This is a genomic window from Bacteroidetes bacterium SB0662_bin_6 (genome assembly GCA_009839485.1).
In the GTDB taxonomy this organism is placed as follows: domain Bacteria; phylum Bacteroidota; class Rhodothermia; order Rhodothermales; family VXPQ01; genus VXPQ01.
Map to the genome: position 1 here is coordinate 1 of VXPQ01000035.1, position 19,701 is coordinate 19,701.

The 19,701-nt window shown below is 59.6% G+C and carries 16 protein-coding genes, 1 tRNA gene and 1 pseudogene; 9 read left to right on the forward strand and 9 right to left on the reverse strand.

Annotation, left to right across the window (positions count from 1 at the left end; genetic code table 11):
• Positions 1–184: 184 nt before the first annotated feature.
• Positions 185–2,632, reverse strand: coding sequence for a tetratricopeptide repeat protein (locus tag F4Y00_06420; protein ID MYE04587.1), 2,448 nt, complete (start codon positions 2,630–2,632; stop codon positions 185–187).
• 361 nt (positions 2,633–2,993) lie between these two features.
• Here F4Y00_06420 and F4Y00_06425 point away from each other — a divergent pair, with 361 nt between their 5' ends.
• Positions 2,994–4,451, forward strand: a complete 1,458-nt coding sequence (locus F4Y00_06425; GenBank protein MYE04588.1) for a sulfatase — start codon at positions 2,994–2,996, stop codon at positions 4,449–4,451.
• Positions 4,452–4,531: 80 nt separating this feature from the next.
• Complete coding sequence (gene recG, locus F4Y00_06430) at positions 4,532–6,631, forward strand: ATP-dependent DNA helicase RecG (protein ID MYE04589.1); 2,100 nt, start codon at positions 4,532–4,534, stop codon at positions 6,629–6,631.
• Positions 6,632–6,648: 17 nt separating this feature from the next.
• On the opposite strand, the gene F4Y00_06435 is transcribed toward recG, so the two are convergent.
• A complete protein-coding gene (locus F4Y00_06435; GenBank protein ID MYE04590.1) occupies positions 6,649–7,242 on the reverse strand; it encodes a DUF2480 family protein in 594 nt (197 codons plus the stop codon).
• 72 nt (positions 7,243–7,314) lie between these two features.
• Positions 7,315–8,475 carry a cysteine desulfurase gene (locus F4Y00_06440; GenBank protein ID MYE04591.1) on the reverse strand — a complete coding sequence of 387 codons (1,161 nt, stop codon included), beginning with the start codon at positions 8,473–8,475 and terminating at the stop codon, positions 7,315–7,317.
• Between the two features lie 370 nt (positions 8,476–8,845).
• Here F4Y00_06440 and F4Y00_06445 point away from each other — a divergent pair, with 370 nt between their 5' ends.
• The 4 genes and pseudogenes from F4Y00_06445 to F4Y00_06460 all read left to right on the forward strand — a co-directional run bounded on the left by F4Y00_06445 (position 8,846) and on the right by F4Y00_06460 (position 12,557).
• Positions 8,846–10,111, forward strand: a complete 1,266-nt coding sequence (locus tag F4Y00_06445; GenBank protein ID MYE04592.1) for an AAA family ATPase — start codon at positions 8,846–8,848, stop codon at positions 10,109–10,111.
• Positions 10,112–10,465: 354 nt separating this feature from the next.
• Positions 10,466–11,929: an aminotransferase class V-fold PLP-dependent enzyme gene (locus tag F4Y00_06450; protein ID MYE04593.1), complete on the forward strand. Its 1,464-nt coding sequence runs from the start codon at positions 10,466–10,468 to the stop codon at positions 11,927–11,929.
• 72 nt (positions 11,930–12,001) lie between these two features.
• Positions 12,002–12,457 carry a GNAT family N-acetyltransferase gene (locus F4Y00_06455; protein MYE04594.1) on the forward strand — a complete coding sequence of 152 codons (456 nt, stop codon included), beginning with the start codon at positions 12,002–12,004 and terminating at the stop codon, positions 12,455–12,457.
• 46 nt (positions 12,458–12,503) lie between these two features.
• Positions 12,504–12,557, forward strand: a pseudogene (locus F4Y00_06460) (hypothetical protein).
• 25 nt (positions 12,558–12,582) lie between these two features.
• Here the strand turns inward: F4Y00_06460 and F4Y00_06465 are convergent.
• The gene (locus F4Y00_06465) at positions 12,583–13,677 is read right to left on the reverse strand and encodes a peptidylprolyl isomerase (protein ID MYE04595.1); all 1,095 of its coding nucleotides are present in this window, start codon (positions 13,675–13,677) and stop codon (positions 12,583–12,585) included.
• A 129-nt stretch (positions 13,678–13,806) separates the two neighbouring features.
• Between F4Y00_06465 and F4Y00_06470 the strand changes: the two genes are divergently transcribed.
• Positions 13,807–13,879, forward strand: a tRNA-Glu gene (locus F4Y00_06470).
• Between the two features lie 230 nt (positions 13,880–14,109).
• Here the strand turns inward: F4Y00_06470 and F4Y00_06475 are convergent.
• From F4Y00_06475 to F4Y00_06485, 3 genes are all read right to left on the reverse strand, one after another.
• Positions 14,110–14,802: an ATP-dependent Clp protease proteolytic subunit gene (locus tag F4Y00_06475; GenBank protein ID MYE04596.1), complete on the reverse strand. Its 693-nt coding sequence runs from the start codon at positions 14,800–14,802 to the stop codon at positions 14,110–14,112.
• A gap of 98 nt (positions 14,803–14,900) precedes the next feature.
• On the reverse strand, positions 14,901–16,241 hold the full coding sequence (tig, locus tag F4Y00_06480) for a trigger factor (protein ID MYE04597.1): 1,341 nt from the start codon (positions 16,239–16,241) through the stop codon (positions 14,901–14,903).
• Positions 16,242–16,394: 153 nt separating this feature from the next.
• A complete protein-coding gene (locus F4Y00_06485) occupies positions 16,395–16,664 on the reverse strand; it encodes a hypothetical protein (GenBank protein ID MYE04598.1) in 270 nt (89 codons plus the stop codon).
• A gap of 253 nt (positions 16,665–16,917) precedes the next feature.
• Between F4Y00_06485 and F4Y00_06490 the strand changes: the two genes are divergently transcribed.
• Positions 16,918–17,205, forward strand: a complete 288-nt coding sequence (locus F4Y00_06490) for a DUF4290 domain-containing protein (GenBank protein ID MYE04599.1) — start codon at positions 16,918–16,920, stop codon at positions 17,203–17,205.
• A gap of 12 nt (positions 17,206–17,217) precedes the next feature.
• Here F4Y00_06490 and ruvC read toward each other — a convergent pair whose 3' ends face one another.
• Positions 17,218–17,769 (reverse strand): crossover junction endodeoxyribonuclease RuvC, encoded by a 552-nt coding sequence (gene ruvC, locus F4Y00_06495; protein ID MYE04600.1) that lies wholly within the window; start codon positions 17,767–17,769, stop codon positions 17,218–17,220.
• Positions 17,770–18,046: 277 nt separating this feature from the next.
• Positions 18,047–18,802 carry a YebC/PmpR family DNA-binding transcriptional regulator gene (locus F4Y00_06500; GenBank protein ID MYE04601.1) on the reverse strand — a complete coding sequence of 252 codons (756 nt, stop codon included), beginning with the start codon at positions 18,800–18,802 and terminating at the stop codon, positions 18,047–18,049.
• Positions 18,803–19,070: 268 nt separating this feature from the next.
• Between F4Y00_06500 and F4Y00_06505 the strand changes: the two genes are divergently transcribed.
• On the forward strand, positions 19,071–19,682 hold the full coding sequence (locus tag F4Y00_06505) for a sigma-70 family RNA polymerase sigma factor (GenBank protein ID MYE04602.1): 612 nt from the start codon (positions 19,071–19,073) through the stop codon (positions 19,680–19,682).
• Positions 19,683–19,701: the final 19 nt, after the last annotated feature.

Sequence of the window (19,701 nt, forward strand, 5' to 3'; positions counted from 1 at the left end):
CGACGGCAGGGACTCTCCTGTCTGTGCGTCAAGGACCTGTCCGCGTACGATGTGTATGGGCTGTTGGGCATGTACGACCCGGGCGCTGGACACACCCGCGAGCATGGCAATAAAAATCAGTTTGCGGAGCATGGAGGAGTACGAACTAACGAACAGGTTGAAGGTAGCCATCCCCTTATAAAACCTACCGCCCCTGCCCCACAATCCATGCGCGCCGTTGCAGCAGATCGGGGTTGTCCGGGTATTGTACGAGCAGGCGGTCCGTGTATTCGAGCGCGGCGTCCCATGCTTCCTGTTGGGCGTGGAAAATGCTCAGTGCATTCAGGTAGTCTGCGTGATCCGGAGCAAGGCGAAGCGCATTGGACAGAAGCCGCTCGGCTTGTTCGGCGTTGCCCAGTTGCTGGTGCGCCAGCCCGGCGTTGTACTGCATGCGGGCGTTCGAAGCGTCCAGCGCCGCGGCCTGCCTGAGATGGGTTGCAGCCTCTTCGAGCCCGTCCGGCGTTTCGGCGAGGAACAGGCCCAGCGTGTAATGCACTTCGGCTGCATCCGGCTGCATGCGCACCGCTGCGCGCAGGGAGGTTTCGGCTTCGGCTGCCAGCATTCCCGCTTCGGCGCCCCCCGCTCCCCGCATGCGGTTAAGCAGCATGGCCAGATTCAGGTGCGCCGGGACGAAGGTGGAGTCGATGCGGACGGCGGTCCGGTAGGCTGCCGCGGCCGAGTCGGACCGGCCCAGGTGCTCGTGGAGAATAGCCAGATTCAGGTGCGAGGCGGCCTGATCGTTCAGGGCGCGCTGTCCGTCGCGGTATTCCTCCAGGGCATTTCGCCAGGCGGCTGCCGTTTCGCTCTCATGGTCCCGGACGTATCGCTCCGGCGCAATCTGCGTGAGCACGCGGGCCGCTTCCATCCGCACCAGCCCCACGGAATCGGTCAGCAGGGGCTCCAGTTCCGGGATGGCCGAGCGGTCGGTTTCGGCGCGATTTTGGTCTCCGAGGCGGCGCACGGCGGCGGCCCGCACGAGCGGCGCTTTGTCGCCGAGCGCCTCGATGGCGATCTGCGAAGCACGGACGGTGGGATAGCGATCCAGCAGGGTCAGCGCGGTGGCGCGCACGATATCCGGGGCGCCAGGGTCCTCCATCAGACGGATCAGTTCCGGCTCGGCCTCGGGATTTCCCTCTCGTCCGCCGGCAAGGGCCGCGGCGAAAGAGAACGGGCGTTCCGGTCCATGCCAGTCCTCGATTTGTTCGGCAGCCCACTCCGCGGAACGGTCCGCATGGCACCCCTGGCACACATTAGGGGCGCCGGTCTGGACGGAGAGATCGGGCCGGGGAATCTTGAAACTGTGATCCCGGCGGGGGTCCACCACCATATAGGTCCGCTCAGGCATATGGCAATCGACGCACTGCCCCCCTGCCGATTCCTGCGGATGCCGGAGGTGCTCGAACGTGTCGTAGACGGTCACTTCGTGGCATTGTCCGCAGAGCGCATTCCCCTCGAATTTCAGCCGGGTCGTATGCGGATCGTGGCAATCGGCGCACATCACGCCTTCCGCATACATGCGGCTTTGCAGGAAAGAGCCGTATACGTACACCTCGTCGCGTATCTGTCCGTCGGCGAAGTACAGTTCCTCTTCGATCAACTCGGGCTCGTAGTGGTCCAGGAAGGCATTGCCGGCGATATGATCCGGGTAGATGATCCGGCGCCGGGAATGACACGGCGCGCAGGCTTCCACTTGCTGGTGCGGCGCCGAAAGAGTGGCCGTGAGGCCGGAGGAGGCAGGGGCGTACGTCCCGGATTGCACGTTTTCCACATGGGTTTCGCCGGGCCCGTGGCATGTCTCGCAGCTCACGTCGATTTCCGAAAAGGAGGTCTCGTAGGCGCCGGCAGTCAGGTTGAAATTGCGCTGCAGGTTGGTGGAGTGGCAATCCGCGCACATGTAATTCCAGTTCATCCCGTCGCCGGTCCAGTGGAGCCAGTCCGGAGGATCGATGCATTCGTCTTCTGCGAGGGAGAACCACCGTTCGCCCTGCGTATCCCAGGCCACCGTGAACGCCTGCAGGCGCCCGTTTTCCAGCGGGATGAGATATTGCTGGAGCGGTTCGTAGCCGAAGGTATAGGCGACGGGCCAGCTTTGCATGGTTCCGTCGGCTCCCTGCGTATGGATGAAGAAGCCGTCTTCTTCCCGGAAAAAGCGCGTTTCGACGCCGCAGTGACGAAACACGGTGTCGTTGAAATCCCCGAGCACGGTTTCCGGGATGGCTTCTTCCATGGCCCGGTCATGATCCGATCCTTCCCATGCGAGCGCGGCTTCCACATGACATCCGGCACAGACTTCGCGGCCCACATACCCCGGGGTGGAAGCGGCAGGGGATGCGCGGTCCGGGCCGCACCCGGCTCCGATAAAAGCGACCAGGCAGGTCAAGCCAATCAGGCCAATCCGGTTAAGGCCCGCAGAGCTCCGCTGCATAGTGTTGACAGGCCCTGGTATAGTAAATCCGCCTGCCGCCGCGGGTTCGCTATCGGAAAACAGCCGCCGGATCGCGCCGTATCCGCTGAATCGGCCAGAGGACCGAAATTGGCCGGAGGACCGAACGAACATCCGCCGGATAAGGCGCGCGGAAACGAACCGCCGCATGAAAAACGAACGAGGATTTTCGGAGGACACAGGCGCTTTCGGAATGCGCGGTATACTTATAGTATACTATACGGTATATCGAAGTATACTGTGGAGTATACCATTCGCCGGGGTTTCATGTCAGGCCGACCGCTATCGCGGACCCGCTCCATCGAACGGATCAAAAGACGTTATGTTGTATCCCGATGTCGTATTCTGTACCGGTTCGCGAGCCGTGTCATTCCTCATTATGCGGGGCCGCCACACTACACCGCTTCGTCATTCCTTGCCAGGCGCACCTCTCTCAGCCTCTGAACTTCGCGGACTTAATCAGAGTATCCCTGTAACCATTCCTTCGGATTCCTCGACCTTCTGTAAAACCATGCGTTTTTTCGTCCATACGTTCCTTGTTTTCGTTCTTGCGTTTGCCGGCGCGTTGTCTGTCCGGGCCCAGTCCGGCGACGCTCCCCGGAACGTCGTGTTTATCCTGAGCGACGACCACCGGTACGACTTCATGGGGTTCCATGAGCGGGCCCCCGATTTTCTCGAAACCCCGAACATGGACCGCATGGCCCGGGAAGGGCTGCATCTGCGCAATGCGTTCGTGACCACGGCGTTGTGTTCGCCCAGCCGCGCCTCCATTCTTACCGGGCAGTATGCGCATAACCATGGCGTGGTGGACAACCAGCGGCTGGTGCCGGAGGGCACTACGTTTTTCCCGGAATTGCTCCAGGAATCGGGCTACGAGACCGCTTTCGTAGGGAAATGGCACATGGGTTCTTCCACCGATGCGCCCCGCCCCGGCTTCGATTACTGGGTGAGTTTCCGGGGGCAGGGCGTCTACATGAATCCCGAACTGAACGTCAACGGGTCGCGCAGCCCGCATCTCGGTCACACATCGGACCTGCTTACGGATTACGCGCTGCGGTGGCTGGACAGCCGGGATGCGGATCGTCCGTTCTTTCTGTATCTCTCGCACAAGGCCGTGCATGCCGAGTTCATTCCTCCGGAGCGGCACGCGGGCCGGTATGCGGACACGCCGCTGGAGTATCCCGTCACCATGGCGAACACGGAGCAGAATTATCTCTCCAAACCCCGGTGGGTCAAGGAGCAGCGTTATAGCTGGCACGGCGTCGATCACATGTACCACGGCGATCTTGTGTACGACCAGTTCTACCGGCGCTATGCGGAAACCTTGCTGAGCATTGACGACAGTATCGGGCGCGTCCTGGATTACCTCGAAGAGCATGGCCTTGCGGACGAGACGCTGGTCGTGTACATGGGGGATAACGGGTTCCTGTTCGGCGAGCATGGACTGATCGACAAGCGGAATGCCTATGAGGAGTCCATGCGCGTACCGATGCTCGCGTATGCGCCGGGACATATTGCGCCGGGCGGCGTGCTCGACCAGATGATCCTGAACATAGATGTCGCTCCGACTTTCCTGACGCTGGCCGGCGTGGAGACGCCCGCGAGGATGGATGGACGTTCGTTTCTGCCGCTCCTTTCCGGCGGATCCATTCCTGACTGGCGGACCGAATTCGTGTACGAATACTTCTGGGAATTTCCCTTTCCCCATACTCCCACGGTGTATGCGCTCCGGGGCGACCGGTACAAATACATGTTTTACCACGGGGTTTGGGACCTGAATGAATTGTATGATCTCGAACTCGACCCGTTCGAGCAGCATAACCTCATAAACAGCCCGGATCACCAGGAACGGATCCTCGAAATGCAAGCCCGGCTTTTCGGAATACTGGAAGCCGACGACGCGGTGGATGTGCAATTCCGCCGTCCGGGACGGTTCCAGGCTGACGAGCGTCTTCTGGATGCGGAATAGCAGACTGCGTTGTATAAGGGTGGAATGCCGCTGGTTATATTGTAAGGAGCAAGGAATCTCCTGAACCAATTCCCGTCGCCATGTCGATAAGCCTTCTGGAGCAGGGGGTACAGCACGTGCAGGGGATCACGGGTCGCCGCGTGGATGTGCTTGCGGATGCAGGGGTGCGGACGGTCCGCGACCTGCTGCACTACTATCCGCGGCGCTACCTTGATCGGTCTTCCATCGTTCCGATTCGGGCGTTGCGCGGCGACATGCCTTCGATTACGGTGGTGGGCGAGGTTATTCTTGCAGGCACGGCGAGGGGACGAACCGGGCAGCGGTTCGAACTGGTCGTACGGGACGAGGGCGGTCAGGTCATGAAATGCGTCTGGTTCAAGGGCGTCAAGTGGATACAGGGGCGTTTCTCCAAAGGCGACCGGGTTGCGTTTCATGGGAAGCCCCAGCGCTATGGGGACATGTTTTCGATGGCGCACCCGGACTTCGACAAACTGGACGCGGAAAGTCAGGCGCTCGATACCGGACGCATCATTGCGTTGTATCCCGGCGGCGCGGCGCTGACCAAGGTAGGACTGACCAGTCGTACCTTCCGGCGGATCATCCATGATTTCCTTACGCAGTACGGGGCGGAGCTTCCGGAATCGCTGCCCTCCGATATTTGTGAGGCCGCGCAGTTGATGGGCGGCCCCGCTGCGCTGCGCGCAATCCATTTTCCGGAAGACAGGGACGAACTCGAAGCGGCGCAGCGCCGGCTGAAGTTCGAGGAACTCTTTTTCATTCAGATCATGCTGGCGCAGTTGCGCCGTCGCCGGATCGTGCACGCGGGCCCCCGGTTCGATGCGCCGGGAGCGCATATGAGGCAGTTTCTTCAGGAGGGACTGCCCTTCGAATTGACCGGAGCGCAGCGGTCCGCGTTGAAGGACATTGCCCGGGACATGCGGAGCGGCAAGCAGATGCGCCGCCTTCTGCAAGGCGATGTGGGGAGCGGCAAGACCGTGGTCGCCGTTGCGGCGATGCTTCATGCGCTGGATAGCGGCTACCAGAGCGCGTTCATGGCGCCTACGGAAATTCTGGCGGAGCAGCATTACGCCAATTTGCGCAAGTATCTCGACCCGCTGGACGTGCGGATACGGCTCCTTGTCGGGGGCTTGCCCAAGGCGGAACGCGAACAGATTCTGGCGGATATTGCGGAAGGGCGGGCGAGCATTGCGGTCGGTACCCATGCGCTCATCCAGGAAGATGTGGCGTTCCGGCGGCTGGGTCTGGCGATTGTCGACGAACAACACCGGTTCGGGGTGATGCAGCGCGCCCGCATGTTTGAAATGGGGACGCGCCCGCACATGCTGCTCATGACCGCTACGCCGATTCCGCGCTCGCTCGCGATGACGCTCTACGGCGATCTGGATGTATCGATCATGAAGGAAATGCCGGCGGGAAGACGCCCCGTGCGCACGGCGCTTCGCTACGACAAAAGCCGGGAGCAGGTGTATGCCTTCGTGCGGGACGAGATCGAAAAGGGACGGCAATGCTACATCGTATATCCGTTGGTGGAAGAGTCCGAAAAAATGGACCTCAAGGACGCCGAATCCGGGCATGCGGAGCTGAAGAAGATATTTGCTCCGCACAAGGTGGGATTGATTCACGGACGGATGTCCCGGGGCGAGAAAGAGGATACCATGACCCTCTTTCACCGGGCCGATTTCAAGGTGCTGGTTGCTACGACGGTGATCGAGGTGGGGGTGGACGTGTCGAACGCCACCATCATGATCGTCGAACATGCCGAACGGTTCGGGCTGAGCCAGTTGCACCAGCTACGAGGCCGGGTCGGCCGGGGCGGGGAGCAGAGTTACTGCATTCTCATGGCGGATTACAAGTGTACGCACGAAGCCCGCGAGCGCTTGCAGGTGATGGTGGATACGAACGATGGCTTCCGGATCAGCGAAGCCGATCTGAAGATTCGCGGCGCCGGCGATTTTTTCGGCACCAGGCAGAGCGGCTTGCCGGAGTTGAAAATTGCCGAGTTGCCGGGCGATGTCGAGCTCCTCACGCAGGCTCGCGACATGGCTTTTGAACTGGTTACCCGCGATCCGGACCTGACGGAATCCGGGCACGCGGCGGTGCGGGAACACCTTTACGCCGTGTATGGGGACCGGGGGATGGGGCTTTCCCGTGTCGGTTGAACGCGGGGGCGGTTCGGCTACGGGGCGCGCCTGATATTGCCCGGAAGCGGGGGTGCGGCGCTTGCTTTTTTGGCGGCGGCCGGCCGGGATATCTCTCGCGGTTTTCTCCACAGCGGGACGGACGAACAGGGCTCGCCGTACATCAATTTGGCGGCCACCTGCTGCAATTTTGTCGTGGCCAGCAGGTAGGCGGCGGGCGGCACGACGCCGCTGCCGCATCCCTTGACGACCACGGGCTTTCCTTCGTAGGAGGACCAGTCTGTGGATTCGAGCGCCCGCGCGAAATGATCCCGGATCAGGTCATGCGCCCGTCCCAGAGCTACGGACCGGGCGACGGATTCCAGTTTTGATGCCGCGAGCATCCATGCCCAGGTGGGAATGATCGCATCCACTGAGCAGAAGACCGCCACGTGATGGTCTGTGTACTGCGCCCAGTCATGCGTTTTCATGGCGGTCCGGAAGTCCTTCTCACGCAGGATCATCTCCTGAAACAGGAAAGGGGCGATATCGAATTCCGTGACAGGCCGGTTATCCCACAGGTCTTCCAGATTGAACACGACCAGGTCGCTCTGGGCCACACGATTGGTGATTTCCCCCTGAATCGGTTCCATGTCGAATAAGGATGGGTTAGGGCCTGTTAAAACTATGCAGCGGCGCTCTGCGGGGTCTATTTTCCCGCCAGGTCAGGCGGAAGCCAATGCCGTTTGCTTGGCGTTCCGGACGCACTGCCCGATCTGATCGGCGGTGCGTTCCACTTCGTCTTCGGTAGTGAATCGTCCGAGGCTGAGACGCAGCGTGGACAGGGCTTGTTCGCTCGACAGGCCCATGGCCCGGAGCACATGGCTCGGTTCGCCGCTGCCGCTGGAACAGGCGCTCCCGGCGGAAAAGGCGAGGTTGCGGCATGCCGTAATCATATGAGCGCCCCCGATGCCTTCGAATCGGATGCTGGACGTTTGCGGGAGGCGAGGGACCTGTGGCGGCACATTCAACCGCGCGCCGGAAAGCTGGAGCAGGCGACTTTCCAGGCGGTTCTGCAGATGCTCCATACGCTCCCTGAAGTCTTCCATTTCCCGGCAGGCGATTTCGGCGGCTTCCCCCATGCCCACGATGCCCGGCACATTCAGCGTTCCCGAACGGCGGCCGTTTTCGTGACCGCCCCCGTCCAGAAGCGGTGCGATGCGCACCCGGGGATCGCGCCGGCGCACATACAAGGCGCCGACTCCCTTCGGGCCATAGAACTTGTGCGCCGAGCAGACAAGCAGGTCCGCCACTCCGGCCTGGACAGGTACTTTCCCCACGGCCTGGGTGGCGTCCGTCATAAAGAGCACGCCCCGGGAGCGGGCTATTTCCGATACGCGTTCTACGGGCTGGATCGTGCCCGCCTCGTTGTTCGCCCACATCACGGAAACGAGAATCGTGTCGTCGCGGAGGGCGCTCTCCAATGCATCGAGATCGAGTAGCCCGTGCGCATCCACGGGCAGGTAGGTGACCTCGTACCCTTTTCGTTCAAGCGCCCGGTGCGTATTGAGCACTGCCCGGTGTTCGGTCTGTACCGTAACGAGGTGGCGTCCTCTGGACGCGTACATCTCCGCTACCCCCTTGATGGCCGCATTGGCCCCCTCCGTAGCCCCGGAGGTGAACACGATCTCCCCCGGTTCCGCCGCAACGGCGGCGGCCACCTGCTCCCGGGCTTGTTCGCAGGCCTCCTCCGCGGCCCAGCCCATGGGATGTCCTTTGCTGGAGGGGTTGCCGTATTGCCCGCAAAACCAGGGCAGCATGGCCTGCAGGACGCGTTCGTCCACCGGCGTGGACGCATTGTAATCAAGGTAGACGATACCCTTCATGACCGTGATGGGCGGGTCGCCGGCCGCAGACGGGCGATTACCGCACAGAGGATGGATGTGGGGGATCGAACAGGAACAATATACTATAACGCACGCAACGGGGGATATATCCCTTGCAGCCCCCGAAGGGTGCGTCATGTCCGCGATGCCCCGAATCCGAAGCGTTTCCCGCTAAGGATAGTCTGATTAAGTCCGCGAAGTTCAGAGGCTGAGAGAGGGGCGCTGGCAAGGAATGACGATGCAATTATGATATCCTGTCCGCGCGAACGTGACGTGCTGAGCGCAGTGGTTTTGATCAGAGTGTCTTATACTGTATCTGCCGGATCGCATGCAGGATGCGACGGTGTGAAACCGGAAGCACAGGGATGCCATGCTTAAGCGCGTTCACATCAAAGGCTACAAATCTCTTCTCGATGTCGAGGCGTATATCGAGCCGCTAACCGTGCTGTTCGGCCCGAATGCCGCCGGAAAAAGCAATGTGCTCGATGCGTTGCAATTATTGTCCAGGCTAGGCACCAGCAAAACGCTGAAGGACGCTTTTGATGCGCCGTACAGGGGGAAACCCCTCGAATCGTTCACGATGCGGGAAGGGGGGCTCAAGGAGCTGCGTGCCCGGGAGCACCTGACGTTTTCCTTCGAAGCCGATCTGCGGCTTTCGGATGCGGTCGTGCACGCGGTCAATCAGGAAATACGGGACATGCGTCGTCCGAGCGGCGCCGTATCACCCCCCGAAAACGGCAAGGAGCGGCTTCCGCAAGTGCATGAACGCGACCTGCGTTACCGCATCGAAATCGAAATGCTGCCCGGGTCCGGCATTCTGCGCGTGGCGGACGAATCCCTGGCCGCCCTGAACAGGAAGGGCAATCCTACAGGTAAGCGCAAGCCGTTTTTCGGACGAGAAGGCGAAAGGATCCATTTGCGGCTTGACGGGCAGGCGCATCCCACCTATTACGACCGGTATCTGGATCGCAGTATCCTTTCCATGCCCCATTATCTGCCGTATTATCCGCATGTTGCGGCGGCGCGGCGCGAACTGGAAAGCTGGCGATTTTTCTGTTTTGACCCGCGCGAGCGCATGCGCACCGCCGCCCCGCTCAGGGAAGTGTCCCATATCGGCCCGATGGGTGAAGACCTGGCCGCTTTTCTGAATACGCTCAAGGCCACGGATCCGGATCGGCTTCAGGATATGGAGAAAGCCTTGCACGCGCTTCTGCCGGATATCGATGGGATCGATGTGCAGGTGAACGAATTCGGCGAGGCCGAACTGTGCCTGATAGAGGGCAGTGCGGCCATGTCTGCCCGGATGCTTTCGGACGGTACGCTTCGGATGCTGGGATTGCTGGCCCTGATCGGGGCACGGGAAGCCCCCGGCCTCGTGGGGCTCGAAGAGCCGGAAAACGGCATCCACCCGCGTCATATCCAATGCATTGCGGACCTGCTGAAAACGCAGCAGGCCCTGCAACAGACCCAGTGCATCGTCACCACCCATTCACCGCTCTTGTCCGATGTACTTCCGGACGAGTCCTTGTTTGCGGTGAGCCGGAGCGGAGGGGCTACCCGGATAGATACTTTCTCGACGTGGGGGACGTTGGGACGGGGAAGGGATATTGACCGGGTTCTTTCGGACGAATACTAATAAGGCCATTCGAGGGACACACCCTGTCCAACCACAGCATGTTGTTTCTAAGCCGGATCGGGTAATCCTGGCTTTGCGAACGCGCAGGTAGTTTGTCGATGTAGCTTAGGTTGTCCTTTCCTCAGATTTGTTTATCTTTTTTTGCCTTTGCAGTTCTCCCGAACAAAACTCTGTACAGAACCATGAAGGCTGAATTATCCGTGTTTTTGGTGTGCTTGCCGGTATTCGCAGGCATATTCTCCGGTGTACGCCCTGCCTTTGCACAGGCGGACGAAGTCTGTCCGCGGCCGGCTGATCTTGCGGGCGCCGGACACCCCCTGCTGTGATATATCCTGCGGTTACCGGAAGAATCCGATGGGACAAGTGAGTGACAAAAGAACGGTTGCAGACGCATCGAGCGAAGTGCGCGACGATCTGAGGATGTCGCCCGAGGTGATGCTGGATCTTGCGCGCCGCGTGGCGGAGCTTTTGGTCGAGCGGATGGAGCGCCTTCCTGAAGAGAATGCCTGGGATGGAGAGTTCAGGGAGGAGCTCGTAGGCCAGTTGGCGGAGGCTCCGCCCGAGGAGGGTCGGCCTGCATTGGAGGTGATCGAGCAGGCTGCCCGTGATATTCTGCCTATCGCGGCCCGGAACGACCATCCCCGCTTCTTCGGGTTTATCCCTTCGTCGCCCACCTGGCCGGGGATACTGGCGGACTTCATGGTAGCCGGACACCAGGTGAACCAGTGTACGTGGCTGACTTCAAGCGGTCCGAGCGAGCTCGAGCTGGTGGTCGTCGACTGGATTCGTAGCTGGCTGGGCTATCCGGAGAGCGCCGGAGGCCTTTTGACGAGCGGGGGTTCGGCGGCCAGTCTCAATGCGTTCGTGGCGGCGCGGGAGGCGGCTGGAGATCCTGATCGCGCGACCGTGTACATGAGCGACCAGAGTCACAGTGCGCAGGTGCGCGCGGCCCGCATCATCGGTGTTCGTGCGGAGTGCATCCGAAAGATCGCCTGCGATGATCGCTTCCGTCTGGACGTGGAGGCGCTCGCCCGCGCCGTGGCTGCGGACCGCGCTTCGGGGTTTACTCCCATTGCGGTGTGTGCGAATGCCGGGGCAGGCAGTACGGGCGCCATCGATCCGCTTGAGGAGATGGCGGACTATTGCGAGGCGGAAGACATCTGGCTGCACGTCGATGCGGCGTACGGCGGCTTTGGCGCGGTGACCGAGCGCGGCAAGGAGCTTCTGCGCGGGATCGAGCGGTCCGATTCGATCGTGATCGATGCCCACAAGTGGTTTTTCCAGCCGTACGAGGCGGGCTGTTTGCTGGTGAAGGATGTAAAGACGCTCACGAACGCTTTCGTGATACCGCACGATATGCTTCAGGACACTATTTGGGGGGCGAACCATCCGAACTTTTCGGATCGGGGTTTGCAACTGAGCCGTTCGGTCCGTGCGTTGAAGATATGGATGTCGGTTCAGACGTTCGGGATGGCGGCGTTCCGTCGGGCGGTGTCGAAGGGGATGGAGTTGGCCGCGCAGGCCGAGGAGTACATTCGGGAGAGTGCGACGATGGAGGTGTTGAATCCTGCGTCGCTGGGGATCGTGTGTTTCCGGTTCAACCCTCAGGACACGGACCTTGACGAAGAGGCTCTGGAGGAGATCAACAGGAATGTGCTCGCCCGCGTGTTTTGGGAGGAGCGTGCGTTCATGTCATCGACGAAGCTCGCCGGGAAGTTTTCGCTCAGGCTCTGCATCGTGAATCACACGACGACCTGGGACGATGTGCGCGAGACGCTGGAGGCCATCGAGCAATTCGGGATGGAGGCCTTGGGATAAAGGCGAATAGGGCCGTCGCGTCGCCGACAGGTCAACATAATGGATCCTATGAGTGGATTTTCCACTGGTGAAATGACTGTGCGCATCGCGTACAGGCATAGCAAGGAATGGGAAGCCGTGAAAGCCATTCGCACGCAGGTTTTTATCGAAGAACAACACTGCCCGTACGAGCTGGAGTGGGACAAGTATGAGGAGATCAGTCGCCATGTGCTTGGCTCGGTAGACGGCGAGCCGATGGCGGCGGCAAGGTGGCGTATGCTGGCGTATAAGCAGCGTCCCGCTGCCAGACTGGAACGATTTTCCGTGCTGCGGGACTACCGCGGGAAAGGGTACGGAAAGGCCCTGGTATCCTGGGTTATAGAGGATGCTCGCCGGACCGGCCTTGGGGAATACATTCTCCATGCCCAGTTACATCTTGAGGACTTCTACCGATCGTTCGGTTTCCAATCCGTCGGCGATCCGTTCGAAGAAGTCGGGATCCCGCACATCGGGATGGTCCGCTGCGACCGGGGGCCCTGCAAGGAATGACGAAGCAATGTGGCAGGCCCCGCATAATGAGGAATGACGTAGCCAGCGCACCCCTCTCAGCCTCCCGAAGGGCGCTTCACGTTCGTACGTGAAGCGCTGATCGAAGCGGTTTTGATCAGAGTATCCTATTCTTCGGGTGCGTTCAGATCGACGTCCACCACATCCGGGTTGACATGCACGGTTACACTTGCGCGGAGCCGGTCGATTTCGTTCTGAACCGCATCACGCTGTCGTTCCCGGAGAATCATCTGGCGCGCCTCGGAGGAGTCCATCAGGGTAGCGGTCCGCCGTCCGGTCAATTTGATGAGGTGATACCCGAAGCTCGTTTCGATCGGTTCTTGCGTAACATCTCCCGAATCTCTCAAGGCGTAGGTGGCTTGCTCGAAGGGCTCCACCATGTCTCCCCGGCTGAAGAAACCGAGATCCCCGCCACCGGGCCCGGAAGGCCCTTGCGAGTGCCGTTGCGCCATTTCTGCGAAGTCTGCGCCCGTCCGGATGCTGTCGAGCACCGCTACGGCCCTGTTTAGTGTGGAGTCCTTCTGTTCGGCAGTTGCCGACGGAGGGGGAATGAACAAGATGTGCGAAGCGCGCACTTCCTCGGCCCGCGATTCGCTGAACGCCACGATTTCATCCGGTTCGGGTTCCTCGGCATTCGCCGCAAAATGGTCGAGCATGGCCCGCTGCGTGATGTCGTTGCCGATCTGCTCGCGGAGACCCTCTTCGGTCAGGTTATCTCCCGCGAGGGCTTGTCTGAACGTTTCCTCGTCGGGGAATTGCGCCACGATTTGCCGCATTCGCTCCTCTACGGATTCATCGGTGGCGGTAAGGCCGAGGCGATCCGCTTCGCCAAAGACCAGATGCTCCAACAGCACAAATTCTTCCACCAGACTTTTTCGGAGTCTGCGGGTTTCTTCCGCATTGCCCAGGATACCGAATTGCGTCGCAGCAAACAGGACCTGCTCCTCGAAAGTTTGCGTGGAGAGGGTGTCGGCTCCGAATTCGGAGGTTACGACGACCGCAAGCGAGGCATCCGACAACGGTTCCCCCATGGCATATTGCACGTCGTCGGTTTGCTCGGATGTTTCTTCGTCGGATCCGCATGCCGCAAGCAGAAGCAGCAGACAAAGCGCGGTACCGGCGCGGACAGGCGCGGAAAAAGATCGGATGAAAGACTGGACAGAAGTGTTCATGGATGGTATGGTTATCACCGGATGCGACATGCGGGATGCAGAGGTCTGGATGCCGTTTTCTGAAACTCTTCAGAGAGATTTGCGTTGCAAAGTGTCAGGGTGCGGTCGTTTAATCGTATGTTGTTTATACGGTTTGTTGCTGGCTGCTTCCGTCGATCCGCCGCGTTCGTCTAGGGGTTCAGGACGCCAGCCTCTCACGCTGGTAACACGGGTTCGAATCCCGTACGCGGTACTATTAAGGATACTCTGATCAAAACCACATCGCTCAGCGCTTCACGATTGTGAAGCGCCCTTCGGGAGGCTGCGAAGAGCACGCTGGCTGCGTCATTCCTCATTATGTGGGGGCCTGCCACATTGCTTCGTCATTTCTTGCCAGCGCACCCCTCTCAGCCTCTGAGCTTTGCGGACTTAATCCGAGTATCCTTATATGATCTTCATATGATTTAGCAGAGGTTCTCTTACCTACATCTCCGGTTCCTCCTCTGCTTTTTGCTGGTGGTTCAGCACATTGTCCACGATGCCGTAGTCTTTGGCTTCCTGGGCGCTGAGCCAGTAGTCGCGGTCCGCGTCGCTCTCGATTTGTTCGATCGTCTTGTCCGTGTGCCGGGCAAGGATTTCGTACAATACCTGCTTGAGGCGAATAATCTCTTTTGCCTGGATTTCGATATCCGATGCCTGCCCCTGTGTGCCGCCCAGCGGCTGATGCAGCATGATGCGGGAGTTGGGCAGCGCGCCGCGTTTGCCCGCGGCGCCTGCCGCAAGCAGAATCGAGCCCATCGAGGCGGCGAGCCCCACGCAGGTGGTGGCGATCGGGGCGCTGACCCATTGCATGGTGTCGTATACCGCCAGGCCGCTGTATATGATGCCCCCCGGCGAGTTGATGTACATATTGATATCCCGCTCGGAATCCTCGCTCGTCAGATACAGAAGTTGCGCCACCGCGAGGTTCGCAATCTGATCGTTCACGGGAGTTCCCAGAATGACGATGCGCTCCTTCAGCAGACGGCTGAAGATGTCGTAGGCGCGTTCGCCCCGGTTCGTTTGTTCGACGACCATCGGTACGAGTGTGGCGATGGATTCCTCGCGGGAAGGGCCGCTGTAGATGCTGCTCGGGACAGAGAGGTCCCGCGAGAATTTGACAAAATCGTCTACCATGTGCGGCGGAAAGAATACGTGATGTTCGAAGGGGATGATGCTACCGTATCCCCGGAAGGGAGTTCCGCCGTCTCCGTGCCTGGTACGGATGCTCCTGATCAGGCAGGGATCACGATGGAGGAATCCGAGGAAGCATTTTCATCGAGCAGCGCCTGGAAGGCTTCCGGATCCTTGTCTTCTATCTCGAAGGCGTCAGTGAGGCGGGCGAACACCTTGCGGCTCATCAGGCGCTCCCGGATCTCGTCCATGGCGCCTGTGCGTTCGTAGTACCGGCGCAACGTTTCGGGGGCCAGTTCATCGTTATCCCCGGTAGCCTTATCGAACCAGGCGTCGAGATCGTCCTCGGTTACCTCCAGTTGCTCGTGTTCGATATAGGCGTCGCGAAGCAGTTTCCACTTGGCATGCCGTCCCGCCATGCTGCGGCGCTCTTCCCGGAAAGCCTGCTCGTCGAAATCCTCCGGTTCCTTGCCGTTGTTACGTTTTTTCACGTCATCGACAAAACCGTCCAGATACATTTCCACCGCGGATTCGGGAACGGGAATGTCGTGCAAGGCCATCATGCGATCGACGATGCGGTCGACAAGCAATTCCTGGGTGCGCTCTTCCCAAAGCGCATTCAGTTGGCGGCGGATGACGCTTTTCCATTCCTCCAGATCGCTTACTTTTCCGTCTGTAACCTCCTCGGCAAACGTATCGTCGAGATCGGGCAGGTCCCGGCGTTTTGCTTCCTTGACCGTGGCCTGATACCGGCGTACGGGTCCCTTGACGTCGTTGTCAGGAGGGATTTCCACGGGGAATGTTTCTCCTGCCCGTTTGCCGAGCACGCCTTCCCGGATGGTTTCGTGCAGATCCTCGTCGTCGACAAAGAAAGTTATTCCTTCTTCTTTCTCTCCGATGACGGGCGTGCCGGTTTTGTCGTCGAGACGCTGCATGTCCATGATCACCTGAAAATCTTCCGTGATTTCATCCGTCTCAACAGGGACCAGCGTGGCGCGGCTTCTGCGGATGCGCTCCAGATGTTCCGCTACATCCTCGTCTGTGACGTCGCGCTTGAGACGCGGGATTTTTTCGCCGGAGAGGTCCTTTAGCGTGATTTCGGGCCGGATTCCGAACCGGATCACCGCCCGCAAATCCCCATCCATTTCGTAGTCGAGCGTGGTGAGCACGGGTCGGCCCACCACATCGTACTGCTTGCTTTCAATCACTTCCTTGCGGAATGCTTCCTGCACCTTTTCGTGGGCAAGCATGTAAGCGATTTCTTCTCCATGGATTCTTTTGACGAGACCCACCGGGACCTTGCCGGGACGGAAGCCTTTCATTTCCGTGCGCGTCCGTTGCCGTTGCAGGGCGGCTTTGAAATCGGACGCAAGTTCTTCCGCTGCGGCCTCGATTTCAAGGTCGCAGGTTACGTCGCTGATCCGGTTAATGTGGGTTTGCATGGGATACTCTGATTAGTGTTGACAGGCCCTAAGTCCGCAGGGCTCACAGGCCGAAAGGGGTGCGCCGGCAAGGAATGACGAAGCAGTGTGGTGTTTGCGCACAAGCGATGGCCGCTGTCGTTCGGGAACGGCGCCCCGCGGTCCGTACGTGTGCTATATCGCCGCCAGTCTGTGGTGGGAAATCGGAATGAGGTAATTGTGTTCGAGTACATCTTCGTGTACGCCGAACTCGCCGGTGCCGCGAAAATCCACAGCTACGTACGATCCTACAATCTGTTTTACCTCTCCGATTCCGTAATAGGGCGGATGTGGACCATAATAGACCAGTTGACCTTCCCGAAAGGCCTTCTTGTACCGGGCGCGCCGGTGAAACGAGGGGATCACCGGGAGCAGGTCCAGTCGATATGGCAGGGATTTGTTCAAGGGTCGTTTGTCAAATCATTTTCCAGAAAGGTATGGTATGCGCAGGACCTCCGCCACCTATTGATAAAAGTTCACGACCGCCGGAATCCGCCTGTCGCGGGAAACGGAATACGGTCCCGGCTTGGTTGTGGTCCCGGCATTCGTTATTATTGCGGTCCCGACGGAGGGTATTCCGGGCGAAGAGTTTGCTTGCGGACTCCTTGTGCCGCGCGCCCGTTCCGGATTTATCAGACATGATGCAATTCATATCGGCATGAGTTCCACCGACTTCGACACGAAAATGGTTGATCGCCAGGTCGGCCGCAATGCAGAGTTGTTTGCACGGGCCATCAACGATCTGGATACCGCGGAGCAACGGTATCCCTATCTGCGCATTCTTGTCAGCATTGTGGAGCAGGCCCACCCGGAGTGGAATCAGGCGCCGCAAAAGGATCGTCAGATTTCCCGCCTCATCCAGCAAATGGGGGCACGCGTCGACGAGGCCGAACTTGCCGAGGTCGTTCGCGTCCGGGATGAGGAACGAGGCTATTTCTACGATTGAACGGGCTGCCGCTTATTCAATGACGATATGCGGATTCGCTCGCAGGAAGCTTTTCCAACTGGCGGGTCCTCGGGTTTCGCCTTTCGCGCGGCGGTGCGCATGACATAACCCGACGGCGAGGGCGTCGGACGCATCGGCTTCCATGGCCTTGCCGTCGTTCTCGTCCTTGATCGAGAGAATAGCGCGCACCATATAGCGGACCTGTTCCTTCGAGGCGTTGCCCCGCCCGGTGACGGCTTTCTTGACTTGCTTCGGGGTGTACTCGGTTACCGGAATTTCCCGGTTCAGCATGGCGATCATGGCCGCCGCCTGGGCGCGCCCGAGTTTCAACATGGATTGGGGGTTGCTTCCGTATACGGGCATCTCGATGGCGCATTCGTCCGGGCAAACGCGTGCGGCGATCGCCGTGATCTCGTCGTAAATCTTTTTGAGGCGAAGCGGGTGCTCGTCGTACCGGTCAAGGCGCAGCACGCCATATTCCAGTGCGCGCTCCCCGGAGCCATCGCAGGTGATGACGCCGTACCCTGTGTATTGCGACCCGGGGTCGATGCCAAGTACGATCATTGGATACTCTGATTAAGTCCGCGAAGCTCAGAGGCTGAGAGGGGTGCGCTGGCAAGGAATGACGAAGCAGTGTGGCAGGCCCCACACAATGAGGAATGACGCGGCCAGCGCACCCCTCTCAGCCTCCCGAAGGGCACGTCACGTCCGCGATGCCCCGAATCCACAGTGTTTTTCGCTAATTTCAACGATGGAATCATGATGTCTGTATTTGCGAACGTGACGTGCTGAGCGAGATGGTTTTGATCAGAGTATCCAACTGTATGCCCTTGAAGATTTGTCAGAAGGATAGGGCAGCGAGGGTTTCCTCGTTCATATCCAGCGTGGTGAAGACTGCCTGTACATCCTGGTGGTCGTCGATGTGCCCGATGAGGCGCAATACCTTCCGGGCATCATCTCCGGAAAGGGCCACGGTCGTTGAGGGTTCCCGGATCAATTGGGCCTCGCCGATTTCCACGCCGGCGCGTTCGAGCGCCCTGCGTACGTCTTCCAGCAGGTCGGGCGGCGTGACGATCAGATACGCATCCCCCTCCTGTTGCATGTCCTCGGCGCCTGCTTCCGCAACGATTTCGAACAGGGCCAGTTCATCATGCGGTTGTCCGGAGGAGGAGGTTTCTATGACGCCCTTGCGTTCGAACAGGTATGCCACCGATCCGGACTTGCCGAGGCTTCCGCCCCCTTTACTGAAAAGATGGCGCAAGTCGGCTACCGTCCGGTTTCGGTTGTCCGTCAGCGTTTCCACGAACACCGCTACGCCATGCGGTCCATAGCCCTCGTAGGTAACCTCTTCGTAATCTTCGCCCTGAATTTCCCCGGTGCCGCGCTTGATGGCCCGCTCGATATTATCCTTCGGCATGTTTTCGGCCTTTGCCTTTTCGACCGCCAGCGCCAGCGAAGCGTTCATACCGGGATCACCCCCTGCTTCCCGGGCGGCTACCGTGATGTCGCGGGAAATCCGCGCCCAGATTTTCGATCTGCGCTGGTCGGTTTTGGCCTTATGCCGCTTGATCTTGGACCACTTGTTATGACCGGCCATGGCGAACGGTACACCCTATAGCATCGTGAGAATCAGGGGGATGAAACTAAATCTACGCGCTCCGGCGCTAACATGGTATTCTCCGGAGGGTTCTTCACATCTTTCACAGGGTATAGGGGCGAAACGGCGCAAATAGGTCGGGTAATGGCTATCTTCGTACATCTTCGGTTGCATCGCGGCGGCGGATATTTCCGGCATTGCCCGGCGTCCGCTTCATGCCGTCAGACACGGAAAGTTCTCCGGAACGGGTGAAACGGCCTGTTCGGTCATGCCTGAAAAGAAGCCCCAAACGATCCCTTCTGAATCTGCCGAACAGGACAAGCGGTGCGTGGCGCGCGCGCTCGCCGGCGACGAGACGGCCTACTCCGAATTGCTCGACAAGTACCGGAATGCGCTTCACCAGCACATCCGGAAAATCGCCCGGGATCGGATGGAGGTCGACGATCTGGTCCAGGACAGTTTCGTCAAGGCATTCGCGGCGCTTCCGTCGTATTCTCCCGAGTATGCCTTTTCCACCTGGCTGTACAAGATTGCGACGAATCATGCGATCGACTACGTCCGCAAGAAAAAACTCCCCACGCTGTCCATTGACCAGCCCATCAAGACGGATGAAGGAGAAATGTCGGTGGAGTTGCCGGACACTACGTACCGGCCGGATCGGCACATCGTGGAAGACGAACGCAAAACCCTGATTCAGGAAGCCATCGATGCGCTTCCCCCGAAATACCACCGCGTGATCGTGTTGCGCCACCAACAGGAAAAAAGTTATGAAGAGATTGCGCAGGAACTCGATTTGCCGTTGGGCACCGTGAAGGCGCATATATTCCGGGCGCGCGAGTTGCTCAACAAATACCTGCGTGACCAGCGCCATCTGCTTTAGGGTCTGTTACCACTATCCT